16 protein-coding genes are annotated in these 15,498 nt (G+C 56.3%); 7 read left to right on the forward strand and 9 right to left on the reverse strand.

Translation table 11 applies throughout. The annotated features are described in order from the left end of the window. Positions 1-75: 75 nt before the first annotated feature. Together NC979_RS22870 and NC979_RS22875 are read right to left on the reverse strand one after the other, a co-directional pair. Positions 76-723, reverse strand: coding sequence for a cyclase family protein (locus NC979_RS22870; protein ID WP_190519807.1), 648 nt, complete (start codon positions 721-723; stop codon positions 76-78). Positions 724-806: 83 nt separating this feature from the next. After that, on the reverse strand, positions 807-1,343 hold the full coding sequence (locus NC979_RS22875) for a phycobiliprotein lyase (RefSeq protein ID WP_190519809.1): 537 nt from the start codon (positions 1,341-1,343) through the stop codon (positions 807-809). Positions 1,344-1,635: 292 nt separating this feature from the next. Here NC979_RS22875 and NC979_RS22880 point away from each other — a divergent pair, with 292 nt between their 5' ends. From NC979_RS22880 to NC979_RS22895, 4 genes are all read left to right on the forward strand, one after another. Then, complete coding sequence (locus tag NC979_RS22880; RefSeq protein ID WP_190519811.1) at positions 1,636-2,193, forward strand: phycobiliprotein lyase; 558 nt, start codon at positions 1,636-1,638, stop codon at positions 2,191-2,193. Between the two features lie 396 nt (positions 2,194-2,589). Then, complete coding sequence (gene rpmG / locus NC979_RS22885) at positions 2,590-2,778, forward strand: 50S ribosomal protein L33 (RefSeq protein ID WP_190519813.1); 189 nt, start codon at positions 2,590-2,592, stop codon at positions 2,776-2,778. A gap of 9 nt (positions 2,779-2,787) precedes the next feature. Continuing rightward, the gene (gene rpsR, locus NC979_RS22890) at positions 2,788-3,003 is read left to right on the forward strand and encodes a 30S ribosomal protein S18 (RefSeq protein WP_073610307.1); all 216 of its coding nucleotides are present in this window, start codon (positions 2,788-2,790) and stop codon (positions 3,001-3,003) included. Between the two features lie 35 nt (positions 3,004-3,038). Continuing rightward, positions 3,039-5,081 (forward strand): ribonuclease catalytic domain-containing protein, encoded by a 2,043-nt coding sequence (locus NC979_RS22895; protein ID WP_190519815.1) that lies wholly within the window; start codon positions 3,039-3,041, stop codon positions 5,079-5,081. A 153-nt stretch (positions 5,082-5,234) separates the two neighbouring features. On the opposite strand, the gene NC979_RS22900 is transcribed toward NC979_RS22895, so the two are convergent. Next, entirely contained in the window at positions 5,235-6,689 is a 1,455-nt protein-coding gene (locus NC979_RS22900) for an MFS transporter (protein ID WP_190519817.1), read from the reverse strand. Between the two features lie 40 nt (positions 6,690-6,729). Between NC979_RS22900 and NC979_RS22905 the strand changes: the two genes are divergently transcribed. Next, positions 6,730-6,966 (forward strand): hypothetical protein, encoded by a 237-nt coding sequence (locus NC979_RS22905; protein WP_190519819.1) that lies wholly within the window; start codon positions 6,730-6,732, stop codon positions 6,964-6,966. A gap of 61 nt (positions 6,967-7,027) precedes the next feature. Here NC979_RS22905 and grxD read toward each other — a convergent pair whose 3' ends face one another. The 3 genes from grxD to NC979_RS22920 all read right to left on the reverse strand — a co-directional run bounded on the left by grxD (position 7,028) and on the right by NC979_RS22920 (position 8,423). Further along, on the reverse strand, positions 7,028-7,351 hold the full coding sequence (gene grxD / locus NC979_RS22910; protein WP_190519821.1) for a Grx4 family monothiol glutaredoxin: 324 nt from the start codon (positions 7,349-7,351) through the stop codon (positions 7,028-7,030). A gap of 56 nt (positions 7,352-7,407) precedes the next feature. Further along, the gene (locus tag NC979_RS22915; RefSeq protein ID WP_190519824.1) at positions 7,408-7,662 is read right to left on the reverse strand and encodes a BolA family protein; all 255 of its coding nucleotides are present in this window, start codon (positions 7,660-7,662) and stop codon (positions 7,408-7,410) included. Positions 7,663-7,799: 137 nt separating this feature from the next. Then, the gene (locus NC979_RS22920) at positions 7,800-8,423 is read right to left on the reverse strand and encodes a hypothetical protein (protein ID WP_190519826.1); all 624 of its coding nucleotides are present in this window, start codon (positions 8,421-8,423) and stop codon (positions 7,800-7,802) included. A gap of 198 nt (positions 8,424-8,621) precedes the next feature. Between NC979_RS22920 and NC979_RS22925 the strand changes: the two genes are divergently transcribed. Next, positions 8,622-10,730 carry a S8 family serine peptidase gene (locus tag NC979_RS22925; protein ID WP_190519828.1) on the forward strand — a complete coding sequence of 703 codons (2,109 nt, stop codon included), beginning with the start codon at positions 8,622-8,624 and terminating at the stop codon, positions 10,728-10,730. A gap of 78 nt (positions 10,731-10,808) precedes the next feature. Here NC979_RS22925 and NC979_RS22930 read toward each other — a convergent pair whose 3' ends face one another. The 3 genes from NC979_RS22930 to NC979_RS22940 form a co-directional block, all read right to left on the reverse strand. Further along, positions 10,809-11,660: an alpha/beta hydrolase gene (locus NC979_RS22930; RefSeq protein WP_242024040.1), complete on the reverse strand. Its 852-nt coding sequence runs from the start codon at positions 11,658-11,660 to the stop codon at positions 10,809-10,811. Positions 11,661-11,906: 246 nt separating this feature from the next. Further along, positions 11,907-13,349: an Asp-tRNA(Asn)/Glu-tRNA(Gln) amidotransferase subunit GatA gene (gene gatA / locus NC979_RS22935; RefSeq protein ID WP_190519832.1), complete on the reverse strand. Its 1,443-nt coding sequence runs from the start codon at positions 13,347-13,349 to the stop codon at positions 11,907-11,909. A 428-nt stretch (positions 13,350-13,777) separates the two neighbouring features. Then, complete coding sequence (locus NC979_RS22940) at positions 13,778-14,503, reverse strand: Bax inhibitor-1/YccA family protein (RefSeq protein ID WP_190519834.1); 726 nt, start codon at positions 14,501-14,503, stop codon at positions 13,778-13,780. Between the two features lie 316 nt (positions 14,504-14,819). On the opposite strand from NC979_RS22940, the gene NC979_RS22945 reads away from it, so the two are divergent. Next, positions 14,820-15,374 carry a hypothetical protein gene (locus NC979_RS22945; protein WP_190519836.1) on the forward strand — a complete coding sequence of 185 codons (555 nt, stop codon included), beginning with the start codon at positions 14,820-14,822 and terminating at the stop codon, positions 15,372-15,374. Positions 15,375-15,498: the final 124 nt, after the last annotated feature.

Genomic DNA, 15,498 nt, shown 5'->3' on the forward strand with positions numbered 1-15,498 from the left:
CTCAAGCGTAGGTTAGGGAAATCTTGTCAGCTTCGACTGGGCCTGACGAAACGCTACATGCAGCAATCAATATAGTTACGTAACCGCGTAAACCCGTACGGGGAAGGTGCCGAAGTTCTGGACCTTAACGGGCACGGCGTGTAGCTTGAATTTTGACTCGGGAAGACTTTCGAGGTTGCACATGTGCTCAACGATGGGAATATCTGCACCCAACAAGATTGAATGCACAGGGCGATGGCCATCGCTAGTGTCGTCAATATTGAGCGAGTCAATGCCCACCAATCGAGCACCAGCGGTTTTGAGCCACTCTGCCGTCGCTGCGGTTAGAAAGGGATGCCCCTTAAAGTATTGGGCTGTACGCCAGTGCTGAGACCACCCGGTATGTACAAGTACAGCTTTGCCCTGAACCGCTGCCCCTGCAAACAACTCTGGGCCGATCGCCCGTTGCGCTGGGTCAGCCCGAAACAGTAGCCCATCGACATCGGCGATGGATTCTAAAGGCAGTTCTGATAAATCTTTGCCCTCGGCATAGCGATGAAAGGGCGAATCGATGTACGTACCGGTGTTGGCCGCCATTTCGATTTTGCCAATGTGGAAAGTGGTGCCTTTGGCGTAGTGGGCCTGCGAGGCTTCTCGGCTGAGAAAATCGCAAATGATGGGGCCAGGAATACCTTCGTAGGTAATCATGCCGTGCTCTACGGTGTGGCTCAGATCGATCAGCATTCTCTTTTCTCTAGCAATAGCTATAGCAGAATGCTAAACCGAGGAAGCCTTTGCCCAGCAGCTTCTAGGCCCCAAAATTAACCTTAAAGGCGAGTTTCCAGGTATTGCCCAATCATAATCTGTTCTCCAGCACGGGAAATGACCGTTTGGCGGGTGCGATAGCGCTGGCCAATCAGCCGTAGTTCCTCTTCAAAAGAGGAGTCGTTGTACTGGGTTTTGAGCACCAGGGTGCGGCTGTCGGTGAAGTGGTATTGGGCGGTGACAGGTTTAGAGGTAGCAAAGCCGCGATCGCGGTACAACGTCGTCCCCCGCACCCCAAAAATGGTACTGCCAGCCACGGGCTTTTTGCCAGTGCCCACGTACTCGCTTTCCCAAGTGACGGTGGTGCCGCAGATTAGTGGCTTTTGAGGATCCAACTGGTGCAAGGTAGCAAGTTCCAAAAGCTGATCAGCCCCAGCTTCTAGAAACTCGATAGTAATCTGGCTCACTACTTCCTGAGTTTCGCCGCTTTTGAGGGTGTAGTAGCGACGCTCCGAGCGCCAGTCTCCGGCAGTGTCTTGAAAAAAGGCTTGCACCAAAGGTTCGGCCAAAATGCGGGCAACATCAGTGGAGAGGGGCATAGTCAGCCATCCAAAGAGAGGGACATGGAGCAGCAAAAGTCAATCCGAAAAAGTAAGATTGTTAAACTTCTTAACTTTAGTACCTATCATAATAGGCTGGCAGGCGTCCGACAATGACCCAAGCGGGTGATTTAGCCAAACTTGTCGCCTATCCTACGCAGTCTCACGGGAGATTCTGTAAGCATTAATACTTAAGGCTGGAATGCGTTGAAGGCAGGGTCTTAGGCGGTTGATGAGAGCCTCCGCAAACCCTGGTACCGTAGGAGGTAATGCACTCCTTTGGGCTAACAGAATGGATTTAGCCGACATCACCTACTTTTTCAACTGCTGCATTGGCCAATGGTCGATTGAGCGCACCTACCACTACATTGCCCAGCAAGATGTGGAGCGATCGCACACCGACTTTCGCGTCGATGCCATCACCCCCGAGCTGCGGCGCAAAGTGCTAGCCGACAACGGCTACAACCAGATAGATAATATCGACCAGCTGCCCGGCTTTCAGCTCGCCTTCCACACCGTGTCTGACAAAGGCGAAGAAGTCTCTCAGGAGCTGCGAGCCCTATTTGTGCCCAAGCAGCAAGAGGGGACCATGCTATCGGGAGATTATTTGCGCGATCGCGCCTACGAAGAAGACCGCCCGATCATCTCCACCTTCACCTACAACCAGAGCAACCACGAACTGCTCATGACCACCCCCTACACCCGCGTGGTCTCCGTCGACTCCATTCTGCTAGTCAACCCCAACATGCGCATTCGCCGCATTCTCAACTACCACCGCCCCGCAGAGGGAGATGCGTTGGATAGCCTAGCGCTGGTTGGGTTTGGCGTGGAGCAGAAGGTGGAAGGGTAGGCGGGTAGATGGGTGGATGGGTAGATGGGTATTGAGGAAGGTGAGGGGGTAAGAGGGTGAATGTTGCTCACAGGTTGATTGGCAGAACAGAGGTTAAAACCGATGATCGGTTAGTCCTTTCCGTGGGGTGAAGGGCGGCGGAACGCCTTTCTCGATGGGGGTCTGGGGCCAGCGAAATGGCCCCAGCAGTAGATGTGGCTTTGACCCAAATTGTGCACCGCACGCCTTCTCAGCCATAATATCGAGTCTCGTGATGCATTGCTTCGCGAATGCACCCTACTAGCTCCACTCTTTGGCCGAAGTTTCAAAAAATCAAATTTGGCAGATCTGAGCAGCCTATGAAATAATGAAAGACTGTGTATTATTTCTGCCCGCCCTATTTTCAGGTAAACAGTCATGGCTAAAGGCGTCCGCCTCGTCATAACCCTAGAGTGCACCGAATGCCGGACCAACCCCGACAAGCGCTCTAACGGTGTATCGCGCTACACCACCCAAAAAAACCGTCGTAACACGACCAACCGCATCGAACTCAAGAAGTTCTGCACCCACTGCAACAAGCACGCTATCCACAAAGAAATCAAGTAATTAGTACCCATGGCCTATTTTCGTCGTCGAGTATCTCCAATCAAGCCCGAAGACCCGATCGACTACAAAGATGTCGATCTGCTTCGTAAGTTCATCACCGAGCGCGGCAAAATTTTGCCCCGCCGCATCACTGGCTTGACCGCTAAACAACAGCGGGCACTCACCACAGCCATCAAGCGGGCGCGGATTATCGCCCTGCTGCCCTATGTGAATGGGGAAGGCTAGGCTAGGCTAGGGATGGCGATCGCTAGGGTGTTGGCTTGGTTGACAAAGGAACGTTAGTCGAATTTAAGCACCAGGGGCAGCCCCGTCTAGGGGTTGTCGATCGCCCCGAGGGCAAAAAGAACTGGGTAGTGATCGACGAGCGCGGTCAAGCCCACACCCTTCATCCCCGCGACCTCACCTATGAGGTCAGCGGTAACACCTATAAACCCACTGACATTGGTCCCTTCGCGACCGAGGCTGGATCATATATTGATCCCTCCAGCCTAGAAATTGCCTGGGAGTTCTTAATTGAATCTGGAGAATCTGCTGACCCAGCCACCTTGGCAGAGCTGCTGTTTTCTGACCAGAGCCCCACCTTTTGCTACGCAGCCCACCGACTGCTAGTAGAGGACAAGATTTTCTTTAAGCAAAAGGGCGATCGCTACGAACCTCGCCCTGCTGCCCAAGTTGATGAGCTACGGCTACAGCTCGAACGCGAGGCCCAGCGCCAGCACGAGTGGGAATCGTTTATCACCAAGGCCCGTCAGGCCATGGCGGGAGAGACCGTCGGGTGGGAAAAGAGCGATCGGCCCCGTCTCGAAATCCTCGAGCGCCTGGCGCTGTTTGGCGACGAGTCGAGTCAGCGCACCCAGGCCGTAGAAATTCTTAATGCTCTGGGTACTAACCCGACAGCGGCGGGTGCATTTGATACCCTAGTGTCACTGGGATTGTGGAGCGTCCACGAAAACCTGGCTCTCAGGCGCAGCCAAATTCCTGGTCACTTCTCTGAGGAAACCCTTACCATGGCGCAGCAGCGTCTCCAGTCTCCGCCGCCTGACCCCGATGCCCACCGCGTAGACCTCACCCACCTCAAGGCCTACACCGTAGATGACGCCAGCACCCAAGAAATTGACGACGGCTTGAGCTTAGAGACTCTAGGCGATGGCACCCAGCGTATCTGGATTCATATTGCCGACCCGACCCGCTGGCTTATGCCCGGAGACGATCTGGATTTAGAAGCTCGCCGCCGCTGCACCACCGTTTATTTGCCCACCGGCATGATTCCCATGTTCCCGATGGAGCTGGCGACCGGGGCTATGAGTCTCATTCAGGGCCAAACCTGTTGTGCCCTCAGCTTTGGCATCACCCTGACAGCCGATGGCGATATTCAGGATTATCAAATTCACCCCACGCTAATTCGTCCTACCTATCGGCTGACCTACGACGACGTTGACGAAATGTTGGAGCTGGGCATTACCGCTGAGCCCGAGCTGCAAGGGTTAGCCCACTGGGCCAAGGTGCGAGGCCGGTGGCGGCTCACCCAAGGGGCGATCAGCATCAACATGCCCGAGTCGAGCATCAAGGTGTCTGAGGCCGAAGATGACATTGTTATCGAGGTCTTCAACGACTCCACGGCCCGGCAGATGGTGGCCGAAATGATGATTTTAGCGGGAGAAGTAGCCGCTCGCTATGGGCAAACCCACGCCCTGGCAATTCCCTTTCGCAGCCAGCCCCAGCCCGAGCTGCCCTCGGATGAAGAACTCATCCAGCTGCCCACGGGTTGGGTGCGTGACTCGGCTATTCGCCGCTGCATGACCCGCAGTGAAGTGGGTATTACCCCCAGCCGCCATGCCACCCTAGGGCTAGACAGCTATAGTCAGGTCACTTCCCCCATTCGGCGCTACCTCGACTTGGTAACCCACTTTCAACTCAAAGCTCACCTACGGGGCGAGCCGCTGCCCTTTTCCTCCACAGAAGTGACCGAGTTGGCCATTGGAGCCAGTTCTGCGGCTTACGAAGCCACCCTAGTCGAGCGCCAAACCAAGCGCTACTGGTCCTTAGAATACCTGCGCCGTCACCAAGACCGGGTGTGGGAAGTGATGCTGCTGCGCTGGCTGCGAGAAGACGAAGGACTAGGGCTGATTATGGTAGAAGATTTGGGCCTAGAGTTGGCCATGCGCTTCAACCGGGCTGTAGCTCTAGGGGAGCAGTTTCAGGTGCGGGTTAGCCATGCCAGCCCTCGCCAGGACGTGATTCGCTTTGAAGAAGTTGCCCCCGAGAGTGAAGAAGCACCCGCTTCAGCAATGACGGCGAGCTGAGGGCTCCTTCAGAGCAGCTAGGTATGAATTGTTCGCCAACTCACTCAATTTGAAACGTGCAAATTGCCTAGGGTTACTGCTGGGCATTGCCCCATGCTTGCCACTGATGCTTTGGCCATGCTCAGGGTTACCTCATTACCACTAGGAAATCGCTTATTCAGGCAATGATGGGGCGATCGCCTCATCTGCCCTATCACCGAGTAGTCGCAGTTGTGATGCTTCTCGACGGTAGACAAAGGTCACCAAAGCAGCTACCCCACACAACACCGCCAACAACCCCAGTGTTGGGGCCAACCCTAGGGTCTGCTGTAGAACCGGCAACCCAAAGGTCCCCAACACAGCGCCAGCTTTGGCTAAGGCAGCCGCCAACCCAGCCCCACTAGCTCGAATCGCAGCCGGAAACACCGCTCCCGAAAGTAGAAAGGTGGTGGCGTTGGGACCTGCATTCATCAACAGGTTAAACAGCAGAAAGCCGCCAAAAATTAACCCAAGAGCCGCACGGCTCTCGGGTGGCAGCCCGGTCGAGGCTGCCAGCAGCCCCAGGCCTAGGGCCATACCCAAGAAGCCAACGATTTGCAGCACAATCGGCCCCAGCCGCTTAACTAGCAGCACCGCCAGCAGAAAGCCAAGGATTAAAAAGATATCGACCAGCGCCGAGCCTTTGGCCGAGGCTAGGGTCTGCGTCACCAGGTTAGACGATTCGCCAAAGACTAAAACACCCAAAATAACCGGGGTAAAAATGCCCACCCCATAGGTAGCAATATCTTGCAAAAACCAGGGCACCGAAGCCAGCAGCGTTTGGCGACGGTAGGTGGGCGCAAACAGATCTCGATAGCGGAGCTGGAGTTGGCCATCTGGTGAACTGCGATCGGGCTCTAGGATAACGGTCTCCCCCAGTAGCTCAGAGGCCATATTAGATGCTCCTTCATAGTCCTCTTGGGCCAGTAGGTAAGCAGGGCTTTCTAAGGAAACCGCTAGGCGCGCTAAGGCCACTCCCAGCGCTAAAATTACCCCCACCCCTAGCATCCAGCGCCAGGCGTAGTGAATAGCCATCTGCTCGTCACCTGGATAGCCCACAGAAAATTCATACAGGGTGGCGATGCCCACTAGCGCCCCTAGCAGCGCCCCCACCGCCTGAAAGGAGAAGGCTCCAATCACTAGCTGATCGCGGTGGCGCGTAGGTACGTTTTCGACAATGTAGGCCACGCTGATAGGATAGTCGGCTCCGATCGCCACCCCAACCAATACCCGAAAGACCAGTAGCGAAGACAGGTTCCAGGCCAGGGCGGTGCCAGCGGTAGCTACTACAAACAAAATGACGTCGGCAATCAGCATGGGCTGGCGGCCCAATTTATCGGTGAGCGGCCCGAGAAACAATGAGCCCAGCAGCGAACCGGCCACTGCTGCCGCCGCCACGGCCCCAACTGCTGCTGGCCCTAGATCAAGGTCACGCTGCAAAAATGGCAGAGCAACCCCAATGATAAAAAAGTCAAACCCGTCTAGGGCGATCAGGCTGGCGGCCAGCAGCCACAGCCGCACCATCGGGCGCGTGATGGCAGATTGGTCGAGACGCTGCTGAAAGGCAACCGGCAGGGTAGTTGGGGACATGACGCGATGCGAAGGTCTGAATTCACCCTAGCAATCCTAAGTGATCAACAAGCTGCTGCCACAATGTGAGGAAGCGGTCGAGGCTCAATATTCCAGAGATTTACCCCTGCTACCCCAGCAAAACTGCATATTGGAGCGGACCGGATCGCGATCGCAGCCATCTACAAGCGGCGATCGCCTAGCCCAGGTACCCTCTATGACGAACGAGCACTTGGGCAACGCCTCGCATTGGCATTGCCTGTTTGCCAAGGCAACAACTCCGCTCAACCTCTCATGAACAGGAGTTAAGCGGAGTTGTTCGCAAAGCTAAACTTAGCCCTTGTCTTTACCCCAAATCTTCAAGAAGCTAGGGCGATCTCAACCATCTCCTGGAGCTTGCCGTTTTGGTACAGCTCAATGAGAATGTCGGAACCACCGACAAACTCGCCATTGATGTACACCTGGGGAATGGTAGGCCAGTTGGAATATTCCTTGATGCCCTGACGAATATCTGGGTCAGCCAGCACATCGACCGTTTCAAAAGGGGCACCCAGCACGTTGAGAATTTGCACAACGTTGTTGGAGAAACCACACTGGGGCATGAGCTTGTTGCCCTTCATAAACACCACGATGGTGTTGTTTTGAACCAGCTGATCGAGCCTTTCTTTAGTTGCCGAATCCATAGCGTCAATACCCTTGCAGAACGGAGTAAACAATTGAGGCAAATCGATGCCCAGGCTCAGGCGCTTTGAGCGGCCCAATCTTCTGGGGTATATGTCTTTAAAGCTAGCGCATGGATAGCCTCGGAGGACATGGCCTCGCGCACCGCTCCATAAACCAGCTGATGCTGCTGCACCAAGCTGCGCCCCGCAAACTGCGACGAAACCACAACCACCTGGTAATGATCGCCGCCGCCGGTCAAATCTTGCACCTGCACATCGGCATCGGGAAGGCCAGACTTGATCATGGCGCTAACCTGATCGGGAGTAATCATGAACAGTTTCCTTGTGGGATGGGTAGCTGGGATTACTCGAATCCCCTAGGACCATATTGCCAGGAGCAACCCTCGATCGCTAACCCGGGGCATTGAATCTAGCTATAGGCAACCGCGAAAACCGCCGCTGCGATCGTCTACTCGGTCGGTTCGGCTGGCTCGGTCGGCTCGGCTGCTTCACCCGGCTCGGTTGGCTCAACTGGGGTAGTAGCTGCCCGGCCGTTGTAGGGTTCATCGACAAAGCCCAGTTCAAACAGCTGTTGATAGGCTCGCTGGCCCAGATCGCGAGTGGGCTGCTGGCTGCGCAGAATTTCCATCAGCAGGGGCACTGCCTCACTGGCCTGATTTTGCGATCGATAAACCAACGCCAGCTGGTAGGTAGCCTGGTCGCGCAGCTGAGCGGTTTCAAGCGCTTTTTCTCGGTTGCTGCGGTTGATCTGCGTGTCGACACCGACAAACATTTGCGCCAGCTCTTGGTAGAAGGTCGAGATCTGGTTGAAACTATCTCTCGCCGCCTTGAGCTTCTCTTCAGCCAGAGGGTAGTTTTGGTCAGCGATCGCAGCATTGGCCTCGGTCATCAGCTGCTGCCCCGAAGCAATGCTGAGAGCGCTGCTGGCCTGGTTCAGAGGCCGCGCTGGGTCAGAGCCGCCAGCCTCCTGGGCCAGGGCCACCCCAGATCCCCCTGCAACCAGGGCAATAGATAGGGCAGCGGCGGCACAACCGCCCCAAGACTGACGCAGAAAACGGGTGAAAACGACCATAGAGTAAAACGCAGTGAGGGACAATGAGCAGGACGAGACAACTAAACAGAAAAACACTGGGGTATCTTATCATCTCGGTATGGCGCAGTACCGACTTTTGGCTCAGCCAGACACCTACCCAGGGCTAGAAATTAGCGCCACAGCCAGGTCACAGACTGCTCTAGCGACCAAAAGTTCCTGTTGGAGCCCATCAGATCGATGACCGGATTTTCCTCAGATGCTCGTTTGCCCCATGGTGGCCCCCGCAGCGATTTTCGAGGAGAGATCCTGCAGCGCGGCGGCGAAGAGCTGCTGCTCGAAAAAGTACCCACCCGTTTTATTACCCGTCTCACGGCAGCCACAGCGTTAGAACCGCTGCAACAGCGTCTGCACCCTCTGGCTGTGCGTGCGGTGGCTGGAGGGCAACTGGTGGAGTGGCAGATGGCTGAAAACAGATTGGAAGTAGCTCTAACCACGGCCCGCCAAAACCCGACGGTCCGTTTTGCCAGCCATGTATATCGCTTGGTCGATAGCCCTCAAACCTGGGTCTATCTAACCGACCAGCTAACGGTGCAGTTTGCCCCTGACACGACTACGGCCACGATTGACGCCATTTTGGGTAGCTTGGGCATCGCCATCGAAAACCCTCTGGAGGGCATGCCCAACGCCTTTGTGGTGCAGGTTACCTCAGCGGCGACCGAAAATCCAATCAAAATTGCTAACCGACTGATAGCGCTAGAGATGGTGCTGGCAGCAGAGCCAAACCTGTCTATAGAAACCGGCAGCCTCTACCGCCCCACAGACGATCGCTACCCTCAGCAGTGGCACCTGTTTCACAACGGTGGCCCGAGCCTGGCGGCAGGGTCACACATCTCAGCGGAGGCGGCTTGGGATATTACCCGGGGGTCCAGATCGGTGGTGATCGCCGTCAGCGATGACGGGTTTGACCTCAACCATCCCGATCTTCAGGGGGTTGGCAAGCTGGTAGCACCGCTAGATCTGCAAGATAAAGACGCTCTGCCCCTGCCCGCTAAGCAGAATGAAAACCACGGCACCGCCGTCGCCGGACTGGCTATTGGCGAAGAAAATGCCACCGGCATCGTTGGGGTGGCCCCTGGCTGCGCCTTTTTGCCCATTCGCACCACCGGCTTTATCGACGATGGAGCGATCGAGCAGCTGTTCAATGAGGCGGCGCGTCGGGGGGCCGCCGTAATCGTCTGTAGCTGGTCACCGGCATCGAACTACTTTCCCCTCACCCTGCGGCAGACCCATGCGCTGACTCGAGCTGCCACCACCGGGCGCAACGGCAAGGGCTGCGTTATTGTCTTTTCGGCGGGCAATGCTAACCGCCCCGTCAGCGGCACCATTAACGAGACCCAGTGGCCTAAAAATGCTCTCAGCGGCCCCACGCGGTGGCTGAGCGGGTTTGCCATTCACCCTGACGTGATTGCGGTGTCTGCCTCGACCAGCCTGGGCACCAAGGCTGCCTACAGCAACTGGGGCGAACATATCGCCGTGACAGCCCCCAGCAACAACGCGCCACCCAACATGACCCTACCCCAAGTGGGCAATGTGCAAACTGGGCCACCGCTGACTCAGTACCAGCCGGGGCGGGGCATGGTGACGAGCGATCGCACCCAGGCCGCCGGCTACTCCGGTGAAGACTACACCAACACCTTTGGCGGCACCTCTAGCTCTTGCCCAGTGGTGGCGGGAGTAGCGGGGCTGATGCTCTCGGTTAACCCCAGTCTGACAGCACGGCAGGTGCGCGAAATCTTGCAGGCCACCGCCGACAAAATTGTCGATCGCACCCCCGACCCCCAGCTCGGCCTTCAACACGGCACCTACAACGCCAATGGCCACTCTCAGTGGTTTGGCTACGGCAAAGTCAATGCAGCAGCAGCGGTGCGCGAGGCCCAGCGGCGGGCTTTGCCGGGGCGGCAAGTGGGTCGGATCGTGCAGCAGCAAAACCAGACTGCGCGGGGCATACCTGACAACCAGCCAGGTGGAGTGGAGAGCAGCGTGGCCGTAGCCGTCACTGGAACGGTAGCCGATGTGCAGGTCGAGGTCAGCCTTGACCACCCATTTTTGGGAGATATCAGCCTAACGCTGGTTTCTCCTAACGGCACTACGGCTCTTATTCAAGGCCGCACTTTGGGCCGCCAAACGGAACTGCGCACTACCTACACGCTGCAAACAACGCCAGTGCTAATGCGGCTCCTGGGCCAGCCAGCTCAAGGAACCTGGCGGTTGCGGGCAGTGGATAACGCCCCTGGCGCTACAGGCCAGCTCTTGAGTTGGGGGCTGACGTTGGGAGTAAGTGGATAAGGGAGGTGAGCGTCAGATCCCTAAAGGTCGCCGCTACGAACAGAGTTCAGACCGGCTTTGCAGAGCAATTGCTGCCATTTAATGCTTAGCCAACACATAATTCTGCAAAAACTGGCGCAGCCGCTGCTCAAACTCTTCACCAGCCCAGTCAGGCAGGTCGTTGTGGTCGGCATTGGGCACCAGCCAAAGGGATTTTGGCCCGCCCGTAGCCTGGTAGAGCATCTCGCTCATGACAGCCGGTACTGAGGCGTCTGCCAAGCCATGAAGGTATAGGGTGGGAGCCTTTAGATGGTTGACCTTAGTGATTGACTCAAACCGCTGGGTGAGCAGCTGACGCACCGGAAACCAACGATTGTACTGCGAGAGGGTCGCCATATCGGCCATGGAGGTGAATGACGCCTCGACCACCAGGCCTGCAAGATGGGGCACCTGGGTAGCCAACTCAATGCCGATCGCCCCGCCGAGAGAATGGCCATAAATCACCAGGTGTTGAGGCATGACGCCTTGCTCAACCTGCAAAAACCGCCAGGCAGCCAGAGCGTCTTCGTAAAGCCGCTGCTCAGTGGGGAAGGGGCCAGAACTCTGGCCGTAGCCACGGTAGTCAATGGTCAGCACAGAGGCACCTAGCGATCGCAGCTGCAGCGCCTTGCCCAAATTGCTGGAGACATTGCCAGCATTGCCGTGGAGATACAAGATGGTGAGGTCATTGCCCGAGTTCGCCGGCAGCCACCAGCCGTGCAGCTGTCCAGCCCCATCCGTTGGAATCCAAACATCTTCGTAGACTACGCCAAACGCATCCGGAGTCACGCCCATAGCCGGGCAAGGCAAATACATCAGCCGCCGCTGGGCAAACCACAGCCAGCTGCACAGCGAAACATAGATGACCCCTGCAATGCCCAGAACGCCGAAGAGAAATTTGACAATGGGCATGGAATAAAGGAAGGAAGTAGGTGAGTAAGCGGGTGGGTGTTGAGAACCAGTGACGGTCAACAGAACTTTGCCCCTTGCTTGCTGCCTATTATGGGGTATTTGCCCCGCTTCCCTATACTCCCCTGTGACGATTTTTCAGCAGCTGACAGGATTAGGCCAGGCTTTCTGAAGACACGGCTGTCAAAAGCCTCCAGTTAGGGAATTCTACTCAACTCAACGCTGCGTCCAGTTCGTTTAAACAGTTGACTACGGCACCCGCTGGTGCCACTCTGTGGCCTGCTCGTAGGCGTAGCCCACCTCAAACAGCAGATCTTCGCGTAGGGCATTGCCGATCAGTTGCAGCCCAATGGGTAGCCCCTGGTCGTCGAAACCGCAGGGCAGGCTGAGCCCCGGCAGGCCCGCCAGGTTCACCGGAATCGTCATCAGGTCAGACAGATACATACTGAGGGGATCGTCTACCTTTTCGCCCGCTTTGAAAGCAGTGGTGGGGGCCGTAGGGCATACCAGCACATCGACCTGACCAAAGGCGGCCTCAAAGTCTTGCTTAATTAGGGTGCGCACCTTTTGGGCCTTAAGGTAGTAGGCGTCGTAGTAGCCCGCCGACAGGGCATAGGTGCCGATCATGATGCGCCGCTTCACCTCGGGGCCAAAGCCCTCGGCGCGGGTTTTGGTGTACATCGACATCAGGCTGTCGTTGTTGTTGCGAACGCCATACTTAACCCCGTCGTAGCGGGCTAGGTTCGAGGATGCTTCCGAAGGAGCGATGATGTAGTAGGTGGGCAACCCGTAGGGGAAGCGAGGGCAGGAAATCTCTTGAATTTCAGCCCCAAGCTCCTTGAGCTGCTGAATGGCCTTCTCGGTAGCCGTTCTAACGGCGGGGTCAATGCCCTCAGCGGCAAAGGTTTCGGTAATGATGCCGACCTTGCGACCCTTGAGGTCAGTTTTAAGATACTGGGTGTAGTCGGGAACCTTCACATCCAGACTAGTGGAGTCTTTGGGATCGTGGCCCGCAATCCCCTGAAGCAGCAGTGCAGCATCTTCCACCGTGCGGGATAGGGGGCCAATTTGGTCGAGTGACGAGGCGTAGGCCACCAGGCCAAACCGCGAAACCAGCCCATAGGTAGGCTTTAGCCCAACCACGCCACAAAACGAGGCGGGCTGACGAATAGAGCCCCCGGTATCGGACCCCAGGGCTACCGCACATTCCCCAGCGGCCACAGCGGCGGCAGAGCCACCTGAGGAACCGCCCGGCACCCGAGTCACATCCCAGGGATTGCCGGTGATCTGGTAGGCGGAGTTTTCGGTGGAGCTGCCCATGGCAAACTCGTCAAGGTTGGTTTTGCCCAGGGCGATCGCCCCTGCATCCCGCAATTTTCCCGTCACCGTTGACTCGTAGGGCGGCACAAAGTTTTCGAGAATCTTCGACCCGCAAGTGGTGCGTACCCCCTGGGTACAGAGATTGTCCTTCAAAGCAATGGGGATGCCGGTTAGCAGGCCAATGTCTTCCCCGGCGGCAATGCGGTCATCTACCTGGGCCGCCTGGGCCAGGGCTTGGTCGCCAGTCACGGTCAGGTAGCTGCGAATTGTGGGTTCCAGGGCTGCAATTTGGTCGAGGTAGCTCTGGGTAATCTCCACCGCAGAGCGTTCTTTGCTGACCAACTGTTGATGCAGAGCGCGGATGACAGACATGGGACTCCTTAAAACTGATCCGGGGCGACTAAGGGTAACGGACACCAAGGTATCAGTATAGGAAGGATGGGGCGCGAAACGCAGTTTTTAGTTGAGCAAGGTTGGTGAAGGCTCTAAAGCCTATGGTTGACCCAATTGAACGAGACGGGACTGTCTTGGCAAAGGATGTTAATCGCTACACGCCCACATTCGATACCCCATCGATTGCGGGCGTGTAGATTTCGAGCGGGATAAAGTTGGCTAACGGTAAGGGCGATCGCGCCTAGCAACTGCCATTTATCCAGACCGTGCGGGTGGACAACCTAGCCTTTGCTATCGCACAGTTCAGCAGGGTGCATGTTTGAGCAAGTGCCATAAACACAAAAGTCCCGGAATCACATGGATTCCGGGACTTCGATTTAATAGGGAAGGTAAACCCTCGCGGCGTACTAGTCGCGGTTGATGGCGATCAGCAGACGCAGAATGAAGACAAACAGGTTGATGTAGGTGAGGTACATCGACAGCGCGGCCGACAGGTACTGCTCATCTTTGTAGGTGCGGGGCAGAATGAAGAAATCGACAACCGAAGCACCGCAGAACACCAGCACACCAAAGGCAGAGATGGCGATGTCGAGAAACTGGGGAATGGGGCCGCCAAACATGGCGAAGATGAACTGACCCACCACTGCAATGAGGACGGCGACTACACCAATGCCAATGGTGCGGGTCAGAGCAAAACCATCTTCTTCGGAGAGGTTAGACCCAATTTGGCGAGCCGCAATGAAGACAACGCCGCAGGACAGCGCCGCAAACCCAATGCCAGTGACACCAACTCCAGACGTACCCAGGGCAACGGCCAGCAGGCCGCTGAGGGTGTAGCCCGTAAGCAAACTATAGGTGGCGAGCAGGGGTAGGGCAGTGCTGTTGTTGCCCTTAGAGGCGACATTCATCGCCACAAAGAAAAGCACGAGTTGGGCAACGAACGCTACCCAAAAGGTGGGCATAAAGATGGCCGGGTTGGTGGCCATCACGCTCAGGCCACCAAAGGAGCCTAAAGCGGTTAGAATCAGCCCGCCGCCCACATAGGGCAGGGCATTCTTAATCACGTTGGGGCCAATCAGGGTTTGCCCTTTGGCTTTACTAATCGCTTCACGAAAATTGCTGGTGTTACTCAAAGCCCTATCCTCTACGACGAAATAGATTTGGCAAAATAGATTTAGGTGCCCGGTTAGGGCGATGGCCCCCTGGGCCGGTCTTTGACCATCGCACAAGCTGAATCAGACTTCAGAGCTAGCTTAGCCGCTAAGTTTGGGCAAACCGGTTTTCCTTATCTAAATCTTAGTCAACTTTACTGAATTGGGTGAGCAGCCCTGGGGTGTGGATATCTACCCGTCAATTGACCGCCGGTTAGCTAAGAGTCACAGACTTCTCTAGATTAAGAACAGGGGCGACTACCATCGGACTGGAGGCTGCGAGTCAAGGAGTAGTGGGATGGTGGTTGAGGCGGATGAAAGTAAGTCTCTTAAAGGACTGGGGTCAAAGACCGCTCCGAGGAAATCAACCCAGCACTGGTGGCGGCTTCTTTGGGGGGTAGCGGCGGCGATCGCCCTACCCTGCGCGCCGCTCGCCCAGGCCCAAGAGGGCACTACCGCTGAGTCAGACCGCATTATTCGCTCGAACCGACGAGTGATCATTCGGCAGTCGCCAAACATTTTTCGCCCATCGATCATTATTCTGCCCTACCCCCGCCCTGAGCCAGAGAGCGAGCAGGTCAGGATCGAGTTTGATGCCCGCGGTGACGACTGGGGCGCAGTTTACTTAAACAACCGTCTGGTCTATCGCCCCCACAATTTTGATCGCCAAGAAACCCTCTACCTGCCCCCTGGCGGCTATCGCCTTGAGATCACTGGCGTGGTGCGGTCTGAGGTTTGGGCCAGCGGCTACCTCGACCTGGGTCGCGACAGCTCGCGGCTGGTGGTGATTCGCTTCTCTAAGACTGAGGGCATTACGGTGTCAGGCAGCCCCTACGTGTGGATTCCGGACTAAAGCAGTGGCAGGTTTAGGGATGGGTGGGGAGAGAGGAAGTTTTGAGTGCTTAGTTTTGAGTTTTGAGTTCTGTTTGTATACCAGAAACTCAAAACTCAACCTTCACTATTCAAAACTCTCACCC

Origin of the sequence: Leptolyngbya subtilissima AS-A7, assembly GCF_039962255.1 — a bacterium.
Lineage (GTDB): Bacteria > Cyanobacteriota > Cyanobacteriia > Phormidesmidales > Phormidesmidaceae > Nodosilinea.